This window comes from Bradyrhizobium sp. (genome assembly GCF_035935975.1).
Lineage (GTDB): Bacteria > Pseudomonadota > Alphaproteobacteria > Rhizobiales > Xanthobacteraceae > Bradyrhizobium.
Genome location: NZ_DASYWN010000025.1, coordinates 107,488 through 124,055, shown reverse-complemented (window position 1 = coordinate 124,055; position 16,568 = coordinate 107,488). Strand labels below are relative to the sequence as shown.

Sequence of the window (16,568 nt, the reverse complement as noted above, 5' to 3'; positions counted from 1 at the left end):
CATAGTCCTCAACCCGCGCTGGAAGCAGACTGAGTTGCTCTCGGCTCTCGCCGGACTTGAATGTGCGATTCGTCATGAACAGAATCGTACATCAACTCCCCGAAATGCCGAGTTCTTGCTCGGCCTCGACGGGCAAAACAGGGCTATGGTGACATGATGGCGCCGGTCGCAATGGGGACGCTCCGAGGCCGGGACAAGCCTCGCGTAAGCGGGCACTGCGATAGTGGAACCTACTCTGGGTGAGAGGAGATTCTGCATGCCTATCGCAGGGCAAAAGCTGGCTTTCGTCATGGCGTCGTCCAACCATGGCACGATGATCGTCAACCGCTTCGACTACCGCATGGTCACACCTGACCGCGGCTACGGCGTGGGCTTCCAGATCCTGGAAACGGGCGCTTTCGACCGGGGCGAGGTCAACGTCGCGCTCGATTTGCTGGGCTTGCGCCGCAAGCACCACGGTGACGGCGTCATCGCGATCGACTGCGGCGCCAATATCGGCGTGCACACGGTCGAATGGGCGTCAGCAATGACGGGCTGGGGCTCGGTGATCGCGATCGAGGCCCAGGAACGAATCTACTATGCGCTCGCCGGCAACATCGCCATCAACAACTGCTTCAACGCGCTCGCGGTGAACGCGGCCGTGTCCTCCGAATCCGGCACGATGCAGATTCCGAACCCGGACTATTTCAAGCCGTCCAGCTTCGGCAGCCTGGAATTGCGCCAGCGTCCGGGCAACGAATTCATCGGCCACCCGATCGACTATGTTGAGAATACCGTCCTCGTCCGCACGATGACGCTGGACGAGCTCAACCTGCCGCGGGTCGATTTCATCAAGATCGACATCGAGGGCATGGAGCTGGAGGCCCTCGCGGGCGGCCAGGAGACGATCAGGCGGTATCGCCCGATCCTGCTGATCGAAAAGATCAAGACGGACCCCCAGCAGCTCGAGCAGTGGCTGCGCGCCAACGGCTACCAGTTCCTGGCGCTCGGCATCAACATCGTCGCGGTGCATCAGAGCGATCCGTCCTGGCAGGATATCGCCGCAGCTCAGGCCGGCGGCCGGCCGCACGCGGCCTAGCGGCAACGACGGGTCTTGGTAGCCCGGATGAGCGGAGCGACATCCGGGAGTTTTGCTGCAGAAGCATTCCCAGATGTCGCTTCGCTCATCTGGGCTACGGGCGTTCAGCCCGGCGACGTAGGATGGGTAGAGCGAAGCGAAACCCATCATTCCACCACCGCCATTGATGGGTTTCGCTTCGCTCTACCCATCCTACGCTACTTCGCTCCATCCGGGCTACGCCTACGACGGCGAATTGACTTGCCTTGCTTCGCGTCCTTTTGCACTCTCCTCGCCAAGGAGACCCAAGCATGAAGAAAATGACCGTCGCGTGCGCGCTCGGAACGGCCCTGGTGCTGTCGAGCCTGGGAACAACAGGCGTTGAAGCCAAGACGCGGAAGGCCGTCGTCGTTGCCGAACCGCGGCTGAGGGTGGACGTCCCGGTGCTGCGGCCGACGCCGTGGGATTACAACGTCATTCCGCGCTATCGGTACCGCCCCGAAGACGACCGGGTCGATCCCTACGGCCCGCCGCTGGTGCCGTCCTATATTCGCTATCAGGCGTGGCGCTGGCCGTATTGGTGGTGAGGGGCTGATCGGACGCGTAGGATGGGTAGAGCGGAAGCGAAACCCATCAAAAATCGTTGCGGAATGTGATGGGTTTCGCAAGTGCTCTACCCATCCTACGGGGCTACGCGCTAACCGCCATCACCCGCCGCAAGCCGCACAAACTGCCGCTTCATCGCATTGACCCTGGCGACATAGCTCGCGACGAGATGGTCGCCGCACCGCTCGCCGGATGTCATCACAAACTTCCGCCGCGCATAGGCCGTCGCGGGACCCGCGCCGCAGAGATGGATGAAGGCGGCCAGATCCTGCTTCTGCTCGCGGCTTGCCTTCACGTCGCCCGCCAGCGAGAGCACGAGCGCGACATTGCGATCCAGATACACCGACGCCAGCTCGATGGCGTGGCTCGGGATCGCGCGGGTGTAGAGACGCGTGAAGCCACAGCCGGTCTCCGTGACCGCGTTGCCGCGGATGCAGAACCGCGAGACCTCGGCGAAAGCCGGATCGGTCATCTGGAAGAGACCGACGGCGCTGGAGGCGGGCTTGTAGATCGCGAAGGGATTAAAGCTCCATCGCCAGCGCCAATAGGTGCGCGCCACCGGGTTGGCTGAACTCTCGATCTGCGCCAGCGCGGCCAGCAATTCGGGCGTGATCGTCGCGGTGGAATAGGTGCGGAACAGCGCCCCGTATTGCCGCCAGGTCTCGGCCGGCTCCTTGTCGAGGGAATTGCCGACGAAGACGAACAGCTCGGTCGGCTTGCGGATGACGTGATAGGCGATGTTCAGGAGGGCGAGGGCGGCAAGCAGGATCGCCGTGCCGCCAGCGATCCGAACCGTCCGCGGTGCACGCGCGAAAATCTTGCGTGCCCAGCGGGCGCGCCGCCTGACGCTGCGCGGGCGAGGGAGGAGGTTTCGGTTTTTTCCGGGCATGGTCAGCGATCAGGGCTGCGAGAACGATGCTGACGGCCAGCAATTGATGGAAGCGGATAGCCTGCCTGACCGTGCGGGTTCCGGCTGGCGCAGCGGCAGGGCTGAATCGCAAAGGCTCAATCGCACAGCGTCCAAAAAAAGTCATACCGCAATTGTGAATTGGCCCACAGACGGCGGCCGTCCTGTCTGTTTATCTGCCGCCAAATGGCCCCTCGTGCGCACGCTTTGCATTGCGCACCTGGCGCCTTCGCATTTCGCAATTCCTGGGTGATCGCTATGGGCGTTTTTCATCGCACGGCCATGCTTTGCAGCTGGTTCATCGAGTCCACCATGAGCGGGTGTACCGAGAGATTTCGCGTGCGCTGAACAAGGCGCGCAGGAGTTGTCTTGAGGCCCCGCCGGTGAAGGACGGGGCCTTTTTCATGTTCGCAATCTGCCCACTCCAGCCCGGCGGAGCCTTCGCGAGAAGGAGGCAGGGTCATGTGGGAGTATTTCGGACCCGATTTCGCTTTCGACGTGGTCAAAGGGGTGGTCGCTGGAATCGCCTCTTTGGCATTTCAGGTCATAGCACCGCGGACCTTTCGTGCCGCGACACAGTTTCGCGCGCGCTGGGTTGCGAGGAGGGCGGCGAGGCAAGCTGCAAGACAGGCTGCAAGACAGGCGCGTCGAAATGCGGTGACGAACGATGAGCGGTGAAGAGCGGGCAGCCCGGGTGGAGCATAAGCGACATCCGGGCTGCACGGCGTCCTCGCCGCCGTGCGCAATCATCCGGCCTGCGGGCCTACCAATCGGGATCGTAGGGGTCGAGCATATAGGGCGGGGGCATCCAGTGTCTTCGCGGCGGCGGCATGGGCCGCCGGGGTGCGGCTGCTTGCGCGTGCGGCCGTGCAGGCGCAGACGTCTCGTTGGTCACCGCGCTCCGCACGACGGGTTTCGCGGGTGCAGACGCGGGTGGAGCCGTCGGTTGCGTTTGCAGCGCCTGGACCTGCGCGGCGAGGCGCGCATTGTCCGCCGCAACCTTCTCCTGCGCCGCCTTGAGCTGTTGAATGGTGTCGGCCTGCTCGCGCAGCGCCTGCTCGTTGCGGCTTTTCAGTTGCTCGAGTTTTCCATTGATGTTCGTAAGCTCGCTGGTGATGGTCTTGAGCGATTGCGCGAGATCGGCAGACGATTGGTCCGGCGCTGCGGCGGCGGGTTTTGGAACGTCAGGTTTTGGCGCGTCAGCTCTTGGAGCGTCAAATCTTGGGGCGTCAAATCCTGGAGCGCTTTCAGCGTCCTTGCCGGCCGGCGGCGCGGGCACCTGACCGGGCTGATCCGCAGCAGCCAGTCGCATGGCCGGAGGCTGTGCAGGACTCTCGACCGCGGGCGCTTGCGGGGCCTTGTTCGCGGCCGGCGGAGCCCATCGCGCCATGATCGACGCCATGGTCGACTTGGCCCCGTCGCGATATTGCGAAGCGAAGGCGGCGCCGAGAATGCCGATCGCCAGCACGAGGCCAACCAAAGCGCGCAGCATGGGCCGATCCCCCTTCAGGCCTTGATTGCGAGCCTTGCTGACCGCCGCCTTGAGGCTGGGAGTCTTGTTCTCGGAAGTCTTGTTCCCAGAATTCTTGTTCTCAGAAGTTTTGTTTTCAGAAGTTTTGGCCGCCTCCGCACCGGCGCTTGCCTGCGAGGCGCGCGGGCCTCCGCTGCTGTGTTCCATTCCGGAAACCAGCCGGTCCAGCCGCGCAAGATCTTTCTCTGCGCTCTTGATCTTGTCATAGGCCCGCGTCAGTCCGCCATCGGGGCGCACCTCGTCCGGCCTGGCGGCATCCGGCTCTTGCGGATCAGGTTTGGGGTTATCAGCTTCAGGCACCGATGCACGCTCCATCCAGTCGGGCGCTAATGGGAGTGCGGCAGTCCGATCTTGGGAAGGATAGGCCTCACCGTCGTCCAACACAACGCGCGTGCGAAGGAGAAATTATGGCGGGCTCGGGGGGCGGGCGGATCGAGGCGCCGTGCCGGGAAATGCAAGAATTGCGTCCCTAAGAGCTAAGTTCGTAGGATGGGTAGAGCGCAGCGAAACCCATCAAGCGCCGACATCGAACGATGGGTTTCGCAAGGGCACTACCCATCCTACGGGCTGCCGATTGAACCGGATCGAGACCGGACCCGACCAAGAGAGGTTTTGACGCGCAGGAGAGGTCCGAATGTTTGCCCGCCTGATTTGTTTTGCCGCCACCATCGCATTGATGATGTCCAACCCGGCCCATGCGCAGCCGACGAGATACGGGACCTTCTATGACGAGACCATCGTCATCGACTGCCCCGCCGGCGCCTCCTGCGCAGCCGTCTTCTCGCAATTGCCTTCGGACAAGCTCACGGTGCTCCACCATGTCGCTTGCAACGTCGTGTCGTCTGCTCCCGCGCGCATGGCAACCTTTCGCATTTCAACCACGAGCAGTGCCGCCAACGGGATGACGCGGGTGATGCCCATGCCGGTGGGACCCTCCGTGGCTTCGGGCGGCAGCTATACGTCGAACACGACCCTGCACGCGGATTACCTGGTCGGCCAGTCACGATTCCCGTTCGTGGAAGTCGCCACGACCCAGACGGGCGACATTCTCATGCAATGCACTTTGGAAGGCGACCTCATCGATCCGATCCCTTGATCGAAGGGACGTGGGGGATCCTGGCCGGGGGCGCGGCGTCCTTTGTCAAGGGATCGGCTGGGCGCCGCTCCGAGCCGGCAATCAATAGCGGCCGCCGCTGCCCTTTTGCTGCGTGATCCAGTCCGACAATGTTTTCGGTGGCGATTTCGCAGTCCGGCCCAGTGATGCCTTCGGATTGTCGCGGACGCCTTTCGTCGGGCGGGCGCGCGGCGCTTCCGCTTTGTTGACGCTCTTCAAGGCAGCGGCCGATGCCTCTGCGGCTTCCTTCTCCAGGCGCAACTGTTTCAATCGCGCCATCTTGATGCGCTCTGCCTCGACTTCGGGTCCGTCTGACAGCAGCGGCTTGGGTTGAGCAAGCTCGGCCGGGACCAGCACGCCGATAATGGTTGTCTCGCCGAGCGCCTTGCAGGCCTCTAACCGATGCAGTCCCTCGACCAGGACGAGGCGGTCTCCGTCGAGCCGAACGGAAATGGGGGCCTGTTGTCCGATGTCCAGAATACTCTCCGCGATCTCCCCGACGGTCTCGGGCTTGAGAGCTTTCTTCTGCTTCGTGGGAACGAAGATCCTCTCGATCGGGAAGCTTTCCGGTTTGGGCATAACTTAACTCCGCTTCTACCGGGCCCGTCGGAACCCATGCCGGTGGTGTCTGGAGTTTAGGGGGGAAGGGCTCGACCGCAAAGGCAATTTCGGCGGCAGAGTCATAATGAGCATCGAAGCCGGAACCGATCTGCGATTTTGGGGGCAGTGCACTTGACTGACGCCGCCCATCAAGCGCGAGCTGAAGCCGCAGATCGGAAGGACCGAGCGGGTGAATTTGGTGCCCCGTCACCGCAATTCAACTGTGTCGCTATAATTCACATAGTGGGTGAGGTTATCCTTTCCGCTGAATCTTTTCTAAGGCTCCTTCGATTGACTTCGTTCGGGCGCTGACGTGGAGATATTCGATCTCGTTTTTTCTTATTATGTTTTCTATCAGCGATGACGCTGCGACCGACAGACGTTCGTACGAGGGGATCGCGATCGTTAGCCAATCACGATCGCTAGGTTTGGCATCTTGAGACAATTTAGGCCTCTATAATGCATCACTTGAGGTTTTGATGTTTCAACCTAGGCGATAGTTGCGCAAAAGAAAAGGGCGACCTCTCGGCCGCCCTTCTGGTTGTTTCGGTCAAGCGAGGGCCGAATGTTCGTTGCCCGCCCTCCACCGCCTCACGAACACCCCGTCGTGCTTCCGCAAGTATCGCACTTCATACACGTGCCGTTCCGCACCAGCGTGAAGTTGCCGCACTCGCTGCACATCTCGCCCTCGTAGCCCTTGGCCTTGGCTTCCGCACGGCGCTCGGCCTTTGAGGGGGCGGCGACGGTTGCGGCGCTGCCGGCCTTGCTCCACTGGAGCGCCTCGAGCTTCTCCGTGGGGGAGAGGTCGTGGCTGGCTTCCTGCTTCAGGGCGACGGCGCCTTCGAGGGCGTCGCCGACGCGGGCCGACGTGCCGTGGGAGGCGAGCGCGGTGACCTTGCTGCCGCCGGATGGCGCGCTGTCGTTGCCCTGGGCGATCGCGGCGCTGCCGCCGCGCATCACGACGAGGTTGTCGGTGCGGGAGCGGGTGAGGCCGCGCGACACCAGCTTGGTGGCGTGGTGGGCCTCGTCCGGCTCCTTGCCTTCTTCCACGCCCTTGCCGAGCGCGTCGAAGTTCGACTCGGTCGGATCGACGTGGGCGAGATCGAAGCGCGACATGTAGCTCACCGCGAGCTCGCGGAAGACGTAGTCGAGGATCGAGGTCGCGTACTTGATGCTGTCGTTGCCCTGCACGGGGCCCGCCGGCTCGAAGCGGGTGAAGGTGAAGGCGTCGACATATTCGTCCAGCGGCACGCCGTACTGGAGGCCCAGCGACACCGCGATGGCGAAGTTGTTGATGAAGGAGCGGAGCGCCGCGCCTTCCTTGTGCATGTCGATGAAGATCTCGCCGAGACGGCCGTCGTCATATTCGCCGGTGCGGAGATAGACCTTGTGGCCGCCGACGACCGCCTTCTGGGTGTAGCCCTTGCGGCGATCCGGCATCTTCTCGCGCTCGCGCATCACGATGATGCGCTCGACCAGCTTCTCGACGATCTTCTCCGAGACCTGGGTCGCGCGTGCGGCCATCGGCTTCTCGTAGAGCGTCTCGACCGCATCCTCCTCGTCCTCGTCGTCGCTGATGAGCTGCGAGTTGAGCGGCTGGGAGAGTTTTGAGCCGTCGCGATAGAGCGCGTTGGCCTTCAATGCCAGTTTCCACGACAGCATGTAGGCGGACTTGCAGTCCTCCACGGTCGCGTCGTTCGGCATGTTGATGGTCTTGGAGATCGCACCCGAGATGAAGGGCTGCGCCGCAGCCATCATGCGGATGTGGCTCTCGACCGACAGATAGCGTTTTCCAATTTTGCCGCACGGGTTGGCGCAGTCGAACACGGAGTAATGTTCCGCCTTCAGATGCGGGGCCCCTTCGACAGTCATCGCGCCGCAGATGTGGACGTTGGCGGCCTCGATCTCACGCTTGGTGAAGCCCACGGCCTGGAGCAGGTCGAAGCCGGGGGCCGCGATCGCCTCGGCACCGATGCCGAGCTGGTCGCGGATAAAGTCCTCGCCAAAGGTCCACTTGTTGAAGGCGAACTTGATGTCGAAGGCGGTCGGCAGGGCCTTTTCGACCTTGGCGATGGCTTCGTCCGTAAAACCCTTGGCCTTCAGCGTCGAGGCATTGATGCCCGGCGCGTTGGACAGCGAGCCGTGGCCGACGGCGTAGGCCTCGATCTCCGCGATCTCGCTCTCGCGATAGCCGAGCGCGCGCAGCGCTGCGGGGACCGCACGGTTGATGATCTTGAAGTAGCCGCCGCCGGCGAGCTTCTTGAATTTCACGAGCGCGAAGTCGGGCTCGATGCCGGTGGTGTCGCAGTCCATGACCAGGCCAATCGTGCCGGTCGGCGCGATCACCGTAGTCTGGGCGTTGCGATAGCCGTGCTTCTCGCCGAGCTCGAGCGCCGCATCCCAGGCCGCCTGCGCGTGGCTGACCAAGTCGGCCTGCGGGCAGGACACGAGGTCCATCGGCACCGGGTTGACGGAGAGCGCCTCATAGCCGGAGGTCTCGCCATGCGCGGCGCGGCGGTGGTTGCGGATCACGCGCAGCATGTGCGCGGCGTTCTTCTTGTAGCCGGGGAAGGTGCCGAGCTCGGCCGCCATCTCGGCGGAGGTCTTGTAGGTGATGCCGGTCATCACCGCGGTCAGCGCGCCGCAGAGCGCACGGCCTTCCTTGGAGTCGTAGGACAGGCCCATGGTCATCAAGAGGCCGCCGATATTGGCGTAGCCGAGGCCGAGCGTGCGGAACTCATAGGAGAGCTCGGCGATCGCGCGCGACGGGAACTGCGCCATCATGACGGAGATTTCGAGCACGATGGTCCAGAGCTGGCAGAGGTGCTCGTAGCCGGCGACGTCGAACTGCTTCGTCGTGGTGTTGTAGAAGGTGAGCAGGTTCGCGGACGCCAGGTTGCAGGCGGTGTCGTCCAGGAACATGTATTCCGAGCACGGATTGGACGCGCGGATGTCGCCGGACGCCTTGCAGGTGTGCCAGTCGTTCATGGTGGTGTTGAAGTGCAGGCCCGGATCGGCCGACGCCCAGGCGGCGTAGCCGATCTTCTCCCAGAGGTCGCGCGCCTTCAGCGTCTTCGTCACCTTCTTGGAGGTGCGGGCGTTCAGGTTCCAGTCGCCATCGGTCTCGACAGCGCGCAGGAAGTCGTCCTTCAGCGAGACCGAGTTGTTGGAGTTCTGGCCCGAGACCGTGAGATAGGCTTCGCTATCCCAGTCGGTGTCGTAGGTGTCGAACTGGATGTCCTTGTAGCCTTGCTTGGCGAACTGGATGACGCGCTTGATGTAGTTGTCGGGCACCAAGCTGCGGCGCGCGAGCTTGATCTCGCGGCGCAGGGCAGGGTTCTTCTCGGGGTCGAAGCAATCGTCGCCCGAGCCTTCGCAGTTCACGCAGGCCTTCAGCACCGCCTTGAGGTGCTTCTGGTTGATCTTGGAGCCGGTGACGAGGGCTGCAACCTTCTGCTCCTCCTTCACCTTCCAGTCGATATAGGTCTCGATGTCGGGGTGATCGACGTCGACGACGACCATCTTGGCGGCGCGGCGCGTGGTGCCGCCCGACTTGATCGCGCCGGCAGCGCGGTCGCCGATCTTGAGGAAGCTCATCAGGCCGCTTGAGCGGCCGCCGCCGGACAGCTTCTCGCCTTCGCCGCGCAGGCGCGAGAAGTTCGAGCCGGTGCCGGAGCCGTATTTGAACAGGCGGGCTTCGCGGACCCAGAGGTCCATGATGCCGCCCTCGTTGACGAGGTCGTCGCCGACGCCCTGGATAAAGCAGGCGTGCGGCTGCGGGTGCTCGTAGGCCGACCTGGACTTGGTCAGCTTGCCGGTGAAGGGGTCGACGTAATAATGGCCCTGGCCGGGGCCGTCGATGCCATAGGCCCAGTGAAGACCGGTGTTGAACCATTGCGGCGAGTTCGGCGCGACCATCTGCATGGCGAGCATGTAGCGGAGCTCGTCATAGAAGGTCTGGGCGTCTTCGTCGGTGGAGAAGTACTTGCCCTTCCAGCCCCAATAGGTCCAGCAGCCGGCGAGGCGGTCGAACACCTGCTTGGAGGAGAGCTCGCTGACATAGCGCTCTTTCTCAGGGAGCAGGCTAAGGGCCTCGGTGTCGGGCACGGAGCGCCACAGGAAGGAGGGGACGGACTCTTCCTCGACCTTCTTCAGGCGCGCGGCGACGCCCGCTTTGCGGAAATATTTCTGGGCGAGCACGTCGGAGGCGACCTGCGACCATTCGGTCGGGACCTCGACGCCGTCCATTTTAAACACGACCGAGCCGTCGGGATTGCGAATCTCCGACGTGGTCAGGCGGAACTCGATTCCCGCATAAGGTGACTGTCCCGAAGTGGTGTGGCGCCGCTCAATCCGCATCGTCTTGCCCCGTCCTATTCTTTGACCGGACCGCCTCCGTTCAGGCGTGCCGGTCGATATTTCGTTTCGCGATTCCTCCCGGCCGTCTGACCTTCAGGTATCGCAGTTAAGCCGGTGGATCCGGCCCAGTTTCTCCCGACGCGATTCATCGATGCGCGCACCGATCATCCGCCGGCATGTCCACACCCATCCGCCCCAACGGGATGTGCGCGACATGCGTTCAACGCCCCACAACGTCACAACGTCTACTGATGCCTTCCGAGCCTGTTGCCGGCCCGTTCTGGCGCCCGAAAAGTCCGCGTTTCGCGGGCAGACAAGCCCTCATCCCGCTACCTTTGGCTGGCTGGCGGAGTGACGATTTGCGAGACCCTTTGGGGGAGTGCCGGCGGGACGCAAACTCACTCGCGCCGAACGGACCGAAAGCTAGGACTCTCCGTTGCGCCCGTCAAGAACTAGTGCGAGTTCCTGAATCAAATACTAAATATGGTGGATTGCGGGGGATAACAGGGGGCAAGCCCACACCTGTTGTTGAGCCAAGTATCAGTGAGTCCTCAGGGATTCCCAACTGAAAAAATTCGCGTCCGGTGACGATAGGGAGCCTTCATCCCGCTGTTCACAGGGCAGCTATTTTTTTGAGCAACGGGATTGCGTCGGCGGGACTCACGTAGCGGTACGGAAGCTGAGGGCAGGCATGCCCGCCGAGGTGGTGGTCGGCTGCCCGAATCCGCGCCAAGCTGCCCCTGATTTCGCCGGACTGCCGACATGCTTGATTCGACTCGCCGGGATGCGCGGCCGCGCATCGCCCCGGCCGGCCTGATGTTCCTCGCCATCACCTCGATCGGCTGGGGTTTCAACTGGCCGGTGACGAAGTTCCTGATCGGCGAGCTGCCGCCGCTCACCCTGCGCGGGGTGACCGGCGTGCTCGGCGCGGTGCTGCTGGCCGCGCTCGCTCTGGTTCGCAGGGATAGCCTGAAGGTCGCCCCCCAGATCTGGCCGCGCCTGTTCACGGCGGCCATGCTCAACGTCACCGGCTGGATGGTGCTGATGGGGCTGGCGCTGCTCTGGCTGCCGGCGAGCGAGGCGGCGCTGATCGCCTACACCATGCCGGTCTGGGCCTCGATCATCGCCTGGCCGGTGCTGGGCGAGCGGCCGACCGTGCTGCGCACCCTGGGGCTGGTGATGGCCTTTGTCGGCCTTGCCTCGATCATGGGCGGCAACGGAATTGCCGCGAGCGTGGAGAAGCTGCCGGGGATCATCATGGCGCTATGCGGCGCGTTCGGCTTTGCCGTCGGCACGGTGTTCTCGAAGAAGTACCCGATCCATCTGCCGCCGATCACAGCCGCGGCCTGGCAGATCGGGATCGGCTGCCTGCCGATCTCGATCATCGGCCTCTTGGTCGAGACCACGCATCTGGACAGGGTGACGACGGTCGGCTGGTGGCTGCTGGTCTATTCGACCGTGGTGCAGTTCTGCATCGCCTATGTCAGCTGGTTCGCGGCGCTGGCGCGCCTGCCGGCCTCCGTCGCCGCGATCGGGACCATGGCGGTGCCTGTGATTGGCGTGGTCGCGTCCGCGCTGGCGCTTGGAGAGCCGCTCGGGCCGGGACAGATCGCGTCGCTGATCTTCACGCTGGCAGCGGTGGTGCTGGCGACGCGCTGAAGCGTGAATGTAGGATGGGTAGAGCGCAGCGAAACCCATCATCGTCGCCATACATTCATTGATGGGTTTCGCTGCGCTCTACCCATCCTACCGTCTCTACGATCTCAGCCCGCAAGCGCCTTCCGGATCATCTCGGCGAGCTGGTTGCGGCGGTACGGTTTCGTCAGCAGCAGCACGCCGTCGTCGAGCTTGCCGTGATGGACGATGGCATTGTCGGTGTAGCCGGAGGTGTAGAGCACCTTCAGTCCGGGGCGGAGCGCCGCCACCTTGTCGGCGAGCTCGCGCCCGCTCATGCCGCCGGGGATGACGACGTCGGTGAAGAGCAGGTCGAACGCCTGGCCGGCCTCGATCAATTGCAGCGCGGCGCGGCTGTCGGCGGCGGCAACCGTGTTGTAGCCGAGGCTCTGGAGCTGCGCGGTGACGAAGTTGCGGACCAGGGAATCGTCCTCGACCACGAAAATCGTCTCGGCGCCGCCTTCGGCCTGCACTGTTGCGGCCGGCGCCAGTTCAGTCGCGCCTTCGCCCGGCGGCAGATAGAGCTTGATCGTGGTGCCGTGGCCTTCCTCGCTGTAGATCTTGATGTGGCCGCCGGACTGCTTGACGAAGCCGTAGACCATGGAGAGGCCGAGGCCCGAGCCCTTGCCGACCTCCTTGGTGGTGAAGAACGGCTCGAACGCCTTCTCCTGGACGTCCTGCGGCATGCCGGTGCCGGTGTCGCTGACCGCGAGCATCACGTAGGGGCCCGGCCGAACCTCGGCATTGGCCTGCGCATAGGCCTCGTCCAGCACCACGCGGTGGGTCTCCAGCAGCAGCTTGCCGCCGTTCGGCATGGCATCGCGCGCGTTGATCGCCATGTTGAGCACGGCATTGGTGAGCCGGGACGGGTCGATGTGCGAGGCCATCGGTCCCTGTTCCAGCACGGTCTCGATCTGGATCTGCTCGCCGAGGGTGGGGCGCAAGAGCTTTGCGATATCGGTGATCGCGCCGTTGATATCGACATTGCGCGGCTGCAGCGGCTGCCTTCGCGCGAAGGCGAGCAGATGCTGGATCAGCTCGGCGCAGCGCTCGGCGGCATCGTCGATCAGGCGCGCCACGCGCTGCAGCTCCGGCTGCTGCTTCAGGCTCGCCACCAGCGTCTCCGTGTTGCCGGAGATGACGGTGAGCATGTTGTTGAAATCGTGCGCGACGCCGCCGGTGAGCTGGCCGATCGCGTCGAGCTTCTGCGACTGGTGCAGCAGCCGCTCGGTCTCGCGCGAGGTGGTGGCATCGTGATAGACCAGCACCGCGCCCGAGATGCCGCCTTGCCCGTCCCGCATCGGCCGGCCGCTGATCATGAGATGACGCGGTGAATTGTCGCTGTGCGGGCGGACGATCATCTCCAGCTCTTCGAAGTGCTCGCCGCGCAGCACGCGCACCGACGGCAGCTCGTCGGCCTTCATCGGCGTGACGCCGTCGCCGTGATAGACCTCCGACAGCGCGCGCAGATTGCCGAGGTTCATGCCGGTTCGATGCAGCAGCATCCGCTCGGCGGCCGGATTGGACAGCAGCACGGTGCCGTCGGCATCGATGACCAGAACCGCTTCCGCCATGCTGTGAAAGGTGCTCTGCAGCACGTTGACCGACAGGCGCAACTCGTCATGGGCATCGACGAGATGCTGGGTGCGTTCGGCCACCGCCGCCTCGAGCTGATGCTTCTCCGCCGTGGTCTCCAGCAGCGTGCTCTTGAGCGCCACCTGGGCCCGCTGGCTCTCGCGCATCACCATCACGACCAGCAGCAGGATCACCAGCGCGCCGGCGACGTCGATGCCGAGCAGCACGATGCCGGTGCGGCGCGAATCCTGCGAGCGCGCGCTGAGCAATCGTTCTTCCTCCGTGCTCAAACGGTCGAGATCGGCCATCACCGTATCCATCAGGCCGCGGCCCTCGCCCTTGCCCTGGAGCGCGGTCACGCCGGCCTGGTCATTGGCCGTGCGCAGGCGGATCGCCTCGGCGGCGATCTCGATCCGGCGCAGCACCAGCGGCTCGGTGCCCTCCATCAGCGCGACCTGATCGGGATTATCGCGCAAATTCCGCTTGAGATCGGCGAGGGCCGGCGCGATCTGGGCCTGCACCGCCTGGAATTCGTCGCGGAAGCTCGGCTCCCGGTAGATCTCGTAACCGCGCGCGGCGCTTTCGGCGCGGCGCAGCAGCACGCGCAGATCCGAGATCTTCTTCAGCACCTGGACGGTGTGATTGACCCAAATCGTGTCGGACCGCGATTTCACGTCGAGGCCGATCGAGGCTGCGGTGATGATCAGGAGGATGGCAAGTCCGGCACCGAGAATGACGCGCTGCGTGGGGATCAAGGGGCTTCTTTCTTGTCCTTGGGCAGTGCGGCCTCGCCGAGGCATTCCCGGATCGTGGTCAGCAGCGCATCCGGCGTGAATGGCTTGCGCAGGCAGCGCGTCGCGCCGAGCTCCAGCGCCATGCGCAGGAAGTCGGGTGTGGGCGAGGCGGAGGAGGCGAAGGCGTAGCCGGACATTGCGATCAGCGGGATCGCGGGCGCGCGCTCGTGAAAGATGCGGATGGATTCGAAGCCGCGCATGTGCGGCATGAAGATGTCGACCAGCATCACATCAAAAGACTGCGCTTCCAGCGCGGCAAGCCCCGTTTCACCGCCGTCAGCCAGCGTGACGTCGAAGCCCTGACGTTGGAGGAGGACCTCGATGGTCGCACCGACCATCGGATCGTCATCTACCACGAGGATACGCGGCATGACATTTCCCAGTAGATCGAAGTCCCCGCATTGGTGATATCCGCGAATCGTGGGCCGGGTCAATTTTGGATTGGATCAGGGTAGATATGCACGGTGCGGTGAATAGAGGTCCGATTGCTTCAACTTGTACAGAACGCCGCAAGCAACGCGCACGGTGCGCGCGAAAAAGGCGCCGCATCGCTGCGGCGCCTTTCGTTCAAGCGTTGCGTCGATCTGCTTACGGGCAGGGATGACGCTGGCCATCATAGCCGAGATAGGTGCCCGAGGCCGGGTCGTACGACCTGTAGCGCTGCGCGCAGTAGGCGGAGGAATCGCCGCCGCTGTCGGGCACAACCGCCACTGACGGTTCGTCATAGTAGCTGTCGCCATAGGAGTAGGGATCATCGTAGTAGCCGCCGCCGTAGTAAGCATACGAGCCGAGGCCGCCGATCGCGGCGCCTGCCGCGACGCCCGGCCAGAAGCCGCCACGGCGATGCCAGCCACCGCCATGCCAGTTGTTGCCGCCACGCCAGTTGTTGCCCGCGGCTGCGAAGTTGCGACCGCCGCCTGTGAAGGCAGCGCCGCCACCGGGACGAACCGTCGCGCCGGCGAAGCTACCGCCACCAGGACGCACCGCCGCGCCCGCCGCGAAACCAGCGCCACCGCCAGCGAACCGCGGGCCGCCACCGAATCCACCGCCGCCCATGCGCGGACCACCACCGCCGAAATGAGCGCCGCCGCCACCGCCAAAATGGGCTCCGCCGCCGCCACCGTGTCCGCCACGGCCCTGCGCGAAGCTCGGCGTCGCCAAGGGAAGAATCAATGCCAACGCCGCGGCTGCGCCCAGAACTCTCATAGTGTTCATGTTCAAACTCCTTATTCCCGGAAGCAAACCCCTTGAAAGGGCTGTGGTTCCTGGGTTCACGCGGCTGTGCGCGTGTGCGGGCAGATTTTCACGCGTCCGCTGTACCCGGCATGAACGGATCGCGTCCGATTTGCGGCGGTCACGCATTTTGCGGCGGGGACGGCTGCCCCCGGCGAACTGGACATTTTGCCGTCCGGATGGCATCAGGACCCGACGAAGCAGGGCCCTTGCCGCAATGAAACAATTCTTCCTCAAGTTTTTCACCTGGTGGAGTGGTCAGACGTTTGGCACCCAGCTCTGGACCAAGCGCTATGGCGAGCTGGTCGGCCAGGACGAGCAGGGCAACCTCTATTATCGCACCCGCGGCGGAGCGATCGATCCGACGCTCGGCTTTCAGCGGCGCTGGGTGATTTACAACGGCTATGCGGAAGCAAGCCGGATCCCGCCGGAATGGCACGGCTGGATCCATCACGTCGTCGACACCCCGCCGACCGAGATCAACTACCAGCCCCGCGAGTGGGAAAAGCCGCACCAGCCGAACCTGACCGGCACGGCGAAGGCCTGGCGGCCCTCCGGCTCGACGCTCGCCAGCGGCAAGCGTCCCAAGGCGACCGGCGACTACCAGCCCTGGACCCCTGGCTAAAGCATGATCCGGAAAAGTGCGCAGCGGTTTTCCGAAAAGATCATGCTCAAACAATAACCTAAAGCGCGATGATGTTTGATCCAAATCTCATCGCGCTTTAGCCGCCCCGCGCTTCTTCTTCGTTCGACTGGATGCACAGGCATCCGCTTCATGCCGCTGTGAACAACGGGAACAGCGGGGATGGCGCTTGCGCGGGCGTTGCACCGACACGGACGATGCGGCTCAATGATCCCATCTTACGGAGATGGGAGACCATCGCGTTCGGTTCGGGCAACAGTTCGCGACTGTCCCGAAATGCAGCGGCCGCCGACAAGGACTCGATCGGGAGATAGGCCCCCGGTCTGGAAGCTCCGAAATCGCCCGATGTGAATGTGCAGCCGCCGTAAGACAGGAAAGGCCGCTTGGGAAACCGAGCGGCCTTTTTCTGTTGGGGTGGAGTTTTGTGTCCCGGACGCGGCGCAGCACGAAGTGTTGCGCCGCAGAGCCGGGGCCC

At 63.9% G+C, this 16,568-nt stretch carries 12 protein-coding genes; 5 read left to right on the top strand and 7 right to left on the bottom strand.

All coding sequences use genetic code 11. The features are described from left to right. Nucleotides 1–256: 256 nt before the first annotated feature. Together VGR99_RS14100 and VGR99_RS14095 are read left to right on the top strand one after the other, a co-directional pair. Entirely contained in the window at nucleotides 257–1,078 is an 822-nt protein-coding gene (locus VGR99_RS14100; protein WP_326898987.1) for an FkbM family methyltransferase, read from the top strand. A gap of 290 nt (nucleotides 1,079–1,368) precedes the next feature. Next, nucleotides 1,369–1,644, top strand: coding sequence for a hypothetical protein (locus VGR99_RS14095; RefSeq protein WP_326898986.1), 276 nt, complete (start codon nucleotides 1,369–1,371; stop codon nucleotides 1,642–1,644). Between the two features lie 110 nt (nucleotides 1,645–1,754). On the opposite strand, the gene VGR99_RS14090 is transcribed toward VGR99_RS14095, so the two are convergent. Further along, on the bottom strand, nucleotides 1,755–2,552 hold the full coding sequence (locus VGR99_RS14090) for a transglycosylase SLT domain-containing protein (protein ID WP_326898985.1): 798 nt from the start codon (nucleotides 2,550–2,552) through the stop codon (nucleotides 1,755–1,757). Between the two features lie 781 nt (nucleotides 2,553–3,333). After that, nucleotides 3,334–4,416, bottom strand: coding sequence for a hypothetical protein (locus VGR99_RS14085; protein ID WP_326898984.1), 1,083 nt, complete (start codon nucleotides 4,414–4,416; stop codon nucleotides 3,334–3,336). A gap of 319 nt (nucleotides 4,417–4,735) precedes the next feature. Here VGR99_RS14085 and VGR99_RS14080 point away from each other — a divergent pair, with 319 nt between their 5' ends. Next, entirely contained in the window at nucleotides 4,736–5,197 is a 462-nt protein-coding gene (locus tag VGR99_RS14080) for a hypothetical protein (RefSeq protein ID WP_326898983.1), read from the top strand. A gap of 81 nt (nucleotides 5,198–5,278) precedes the next feature. On the opposite strand, the gene VGR99_RS14075 is transcribed toward VGR99_RS14080, so the two are convergent. Continuing rightward, nucleotides 5,279–5,794, bottom strand: coding sequence for a ParB N-terminal domain-containing protein (locus VGR99_RS14075; protein ID WP_326898982.1), 516 nt, complete (start codon nucleotides 5,792–5,794; stop codon nucleotides 5,279–5,281). A 612-nt stretch (nucleotides 5,795–6,406) separates the two neighbouring features. Continuing rightward, nucleotides 6,407–10,174 (bottom strand): vitamin B12-dependent ribonucleotide reductase, encoded by a 3,768-nt coding sequence (locus VGR99_RS14070; protein WP_326898981.1) that lies wholly within the window; start codon nucleotides 10,172–10,174, stop codon nucleotides 6,407–6,409. Nucleotides 10,175–10,936: 762 nt separating this feature from the next. On the opposite strand from VGR99_RS14070, the gene VGR99_RS14065 reads away from it, so the two are divergent. Further along, complete coding sequence (locus VGR99_RS14065; protein ID WP_326898980.1) at nucleotides 10,937–11,833, top strand: DMT family transporter; 897 nt, start codon at nucleotides 10,937–10,939, stop codon at nucleotides 11,831–11,833. A 104-nt stretch (nucleotides 11,834–11,937) separates the two neighbouring features. Here VGR99_RS14065 and VGR99_RS14060 read toward each other — a convergent pair whose 3' ends face one another. The 3 genes from VGR99_RS14060 to VGR99_RS14050 all read right to left on the bottom strand — a co-directional run bounded on the left by VGR99_RS14060 (nucleotide 11,938) and on the right by VGR99_RS14050 (nucleotide 15,432). Further along, a complete protein-coding gene (locus tag VGR99_RS14060) occupies nucleotides 11,938–14,178 on the bottom strand; it encodes a CHASE3 domain-containing protein (protein ID WP_326898978.1) in 2,241 nt (746 codons plus the stop codon). Further along, nucleotides 14,175–14,588: a response regulator gene (locus VGR99_RS14055; RefSeq protein ID WP_326898976.1), complete on the bottom strand. Its 414-nt coding sequence runs from the start codon at nucleotides 14,586–14,588 to the stop codon at nucleotides 14,175–14,177. The genes VGR99_RS14060 and VGR99_RS14055 overlap by 4 nt, the downstream gene beginning before the upstream one ends. 217 nt (nucleotides 14,589–14,805) lie before the next feature. Beyond that, on the bottom strand, nucleotides 14,806–15,432 hold the full coding sequence (locus tag VGR99_RS14050) for a BA14K family protein (protein WP_326898975.1): 627 nt from the start codon (nucleotides 15,430–15,432) through the stop codon (nucleotides 14,806–14,808). A gap of 235 nt (nucleotides 15,433–15,667) precedes the next feature. On the opposite strand from VGR99_RS14050, the gene VGR99_RS14045 reads away from it, so the two are divergent. Further along, the gene (locus VGR99_RS14045; RefSeq protein ID WP_326898974.1) at nucleotides 15,668–16,075 is read left to right on the top strand and encodes an NADH:ubiquinone oxidoreductase subunit NDUFA12; all 408 of its coding nucleotides are present in this window, start codon (nucleotides 15,668–15,670) and stop codon (nucleotides 16,073–16,075) included. The last annotated feature ends 493 nt before the right edge of the window (nucleotides 16,076–16,568 follow it).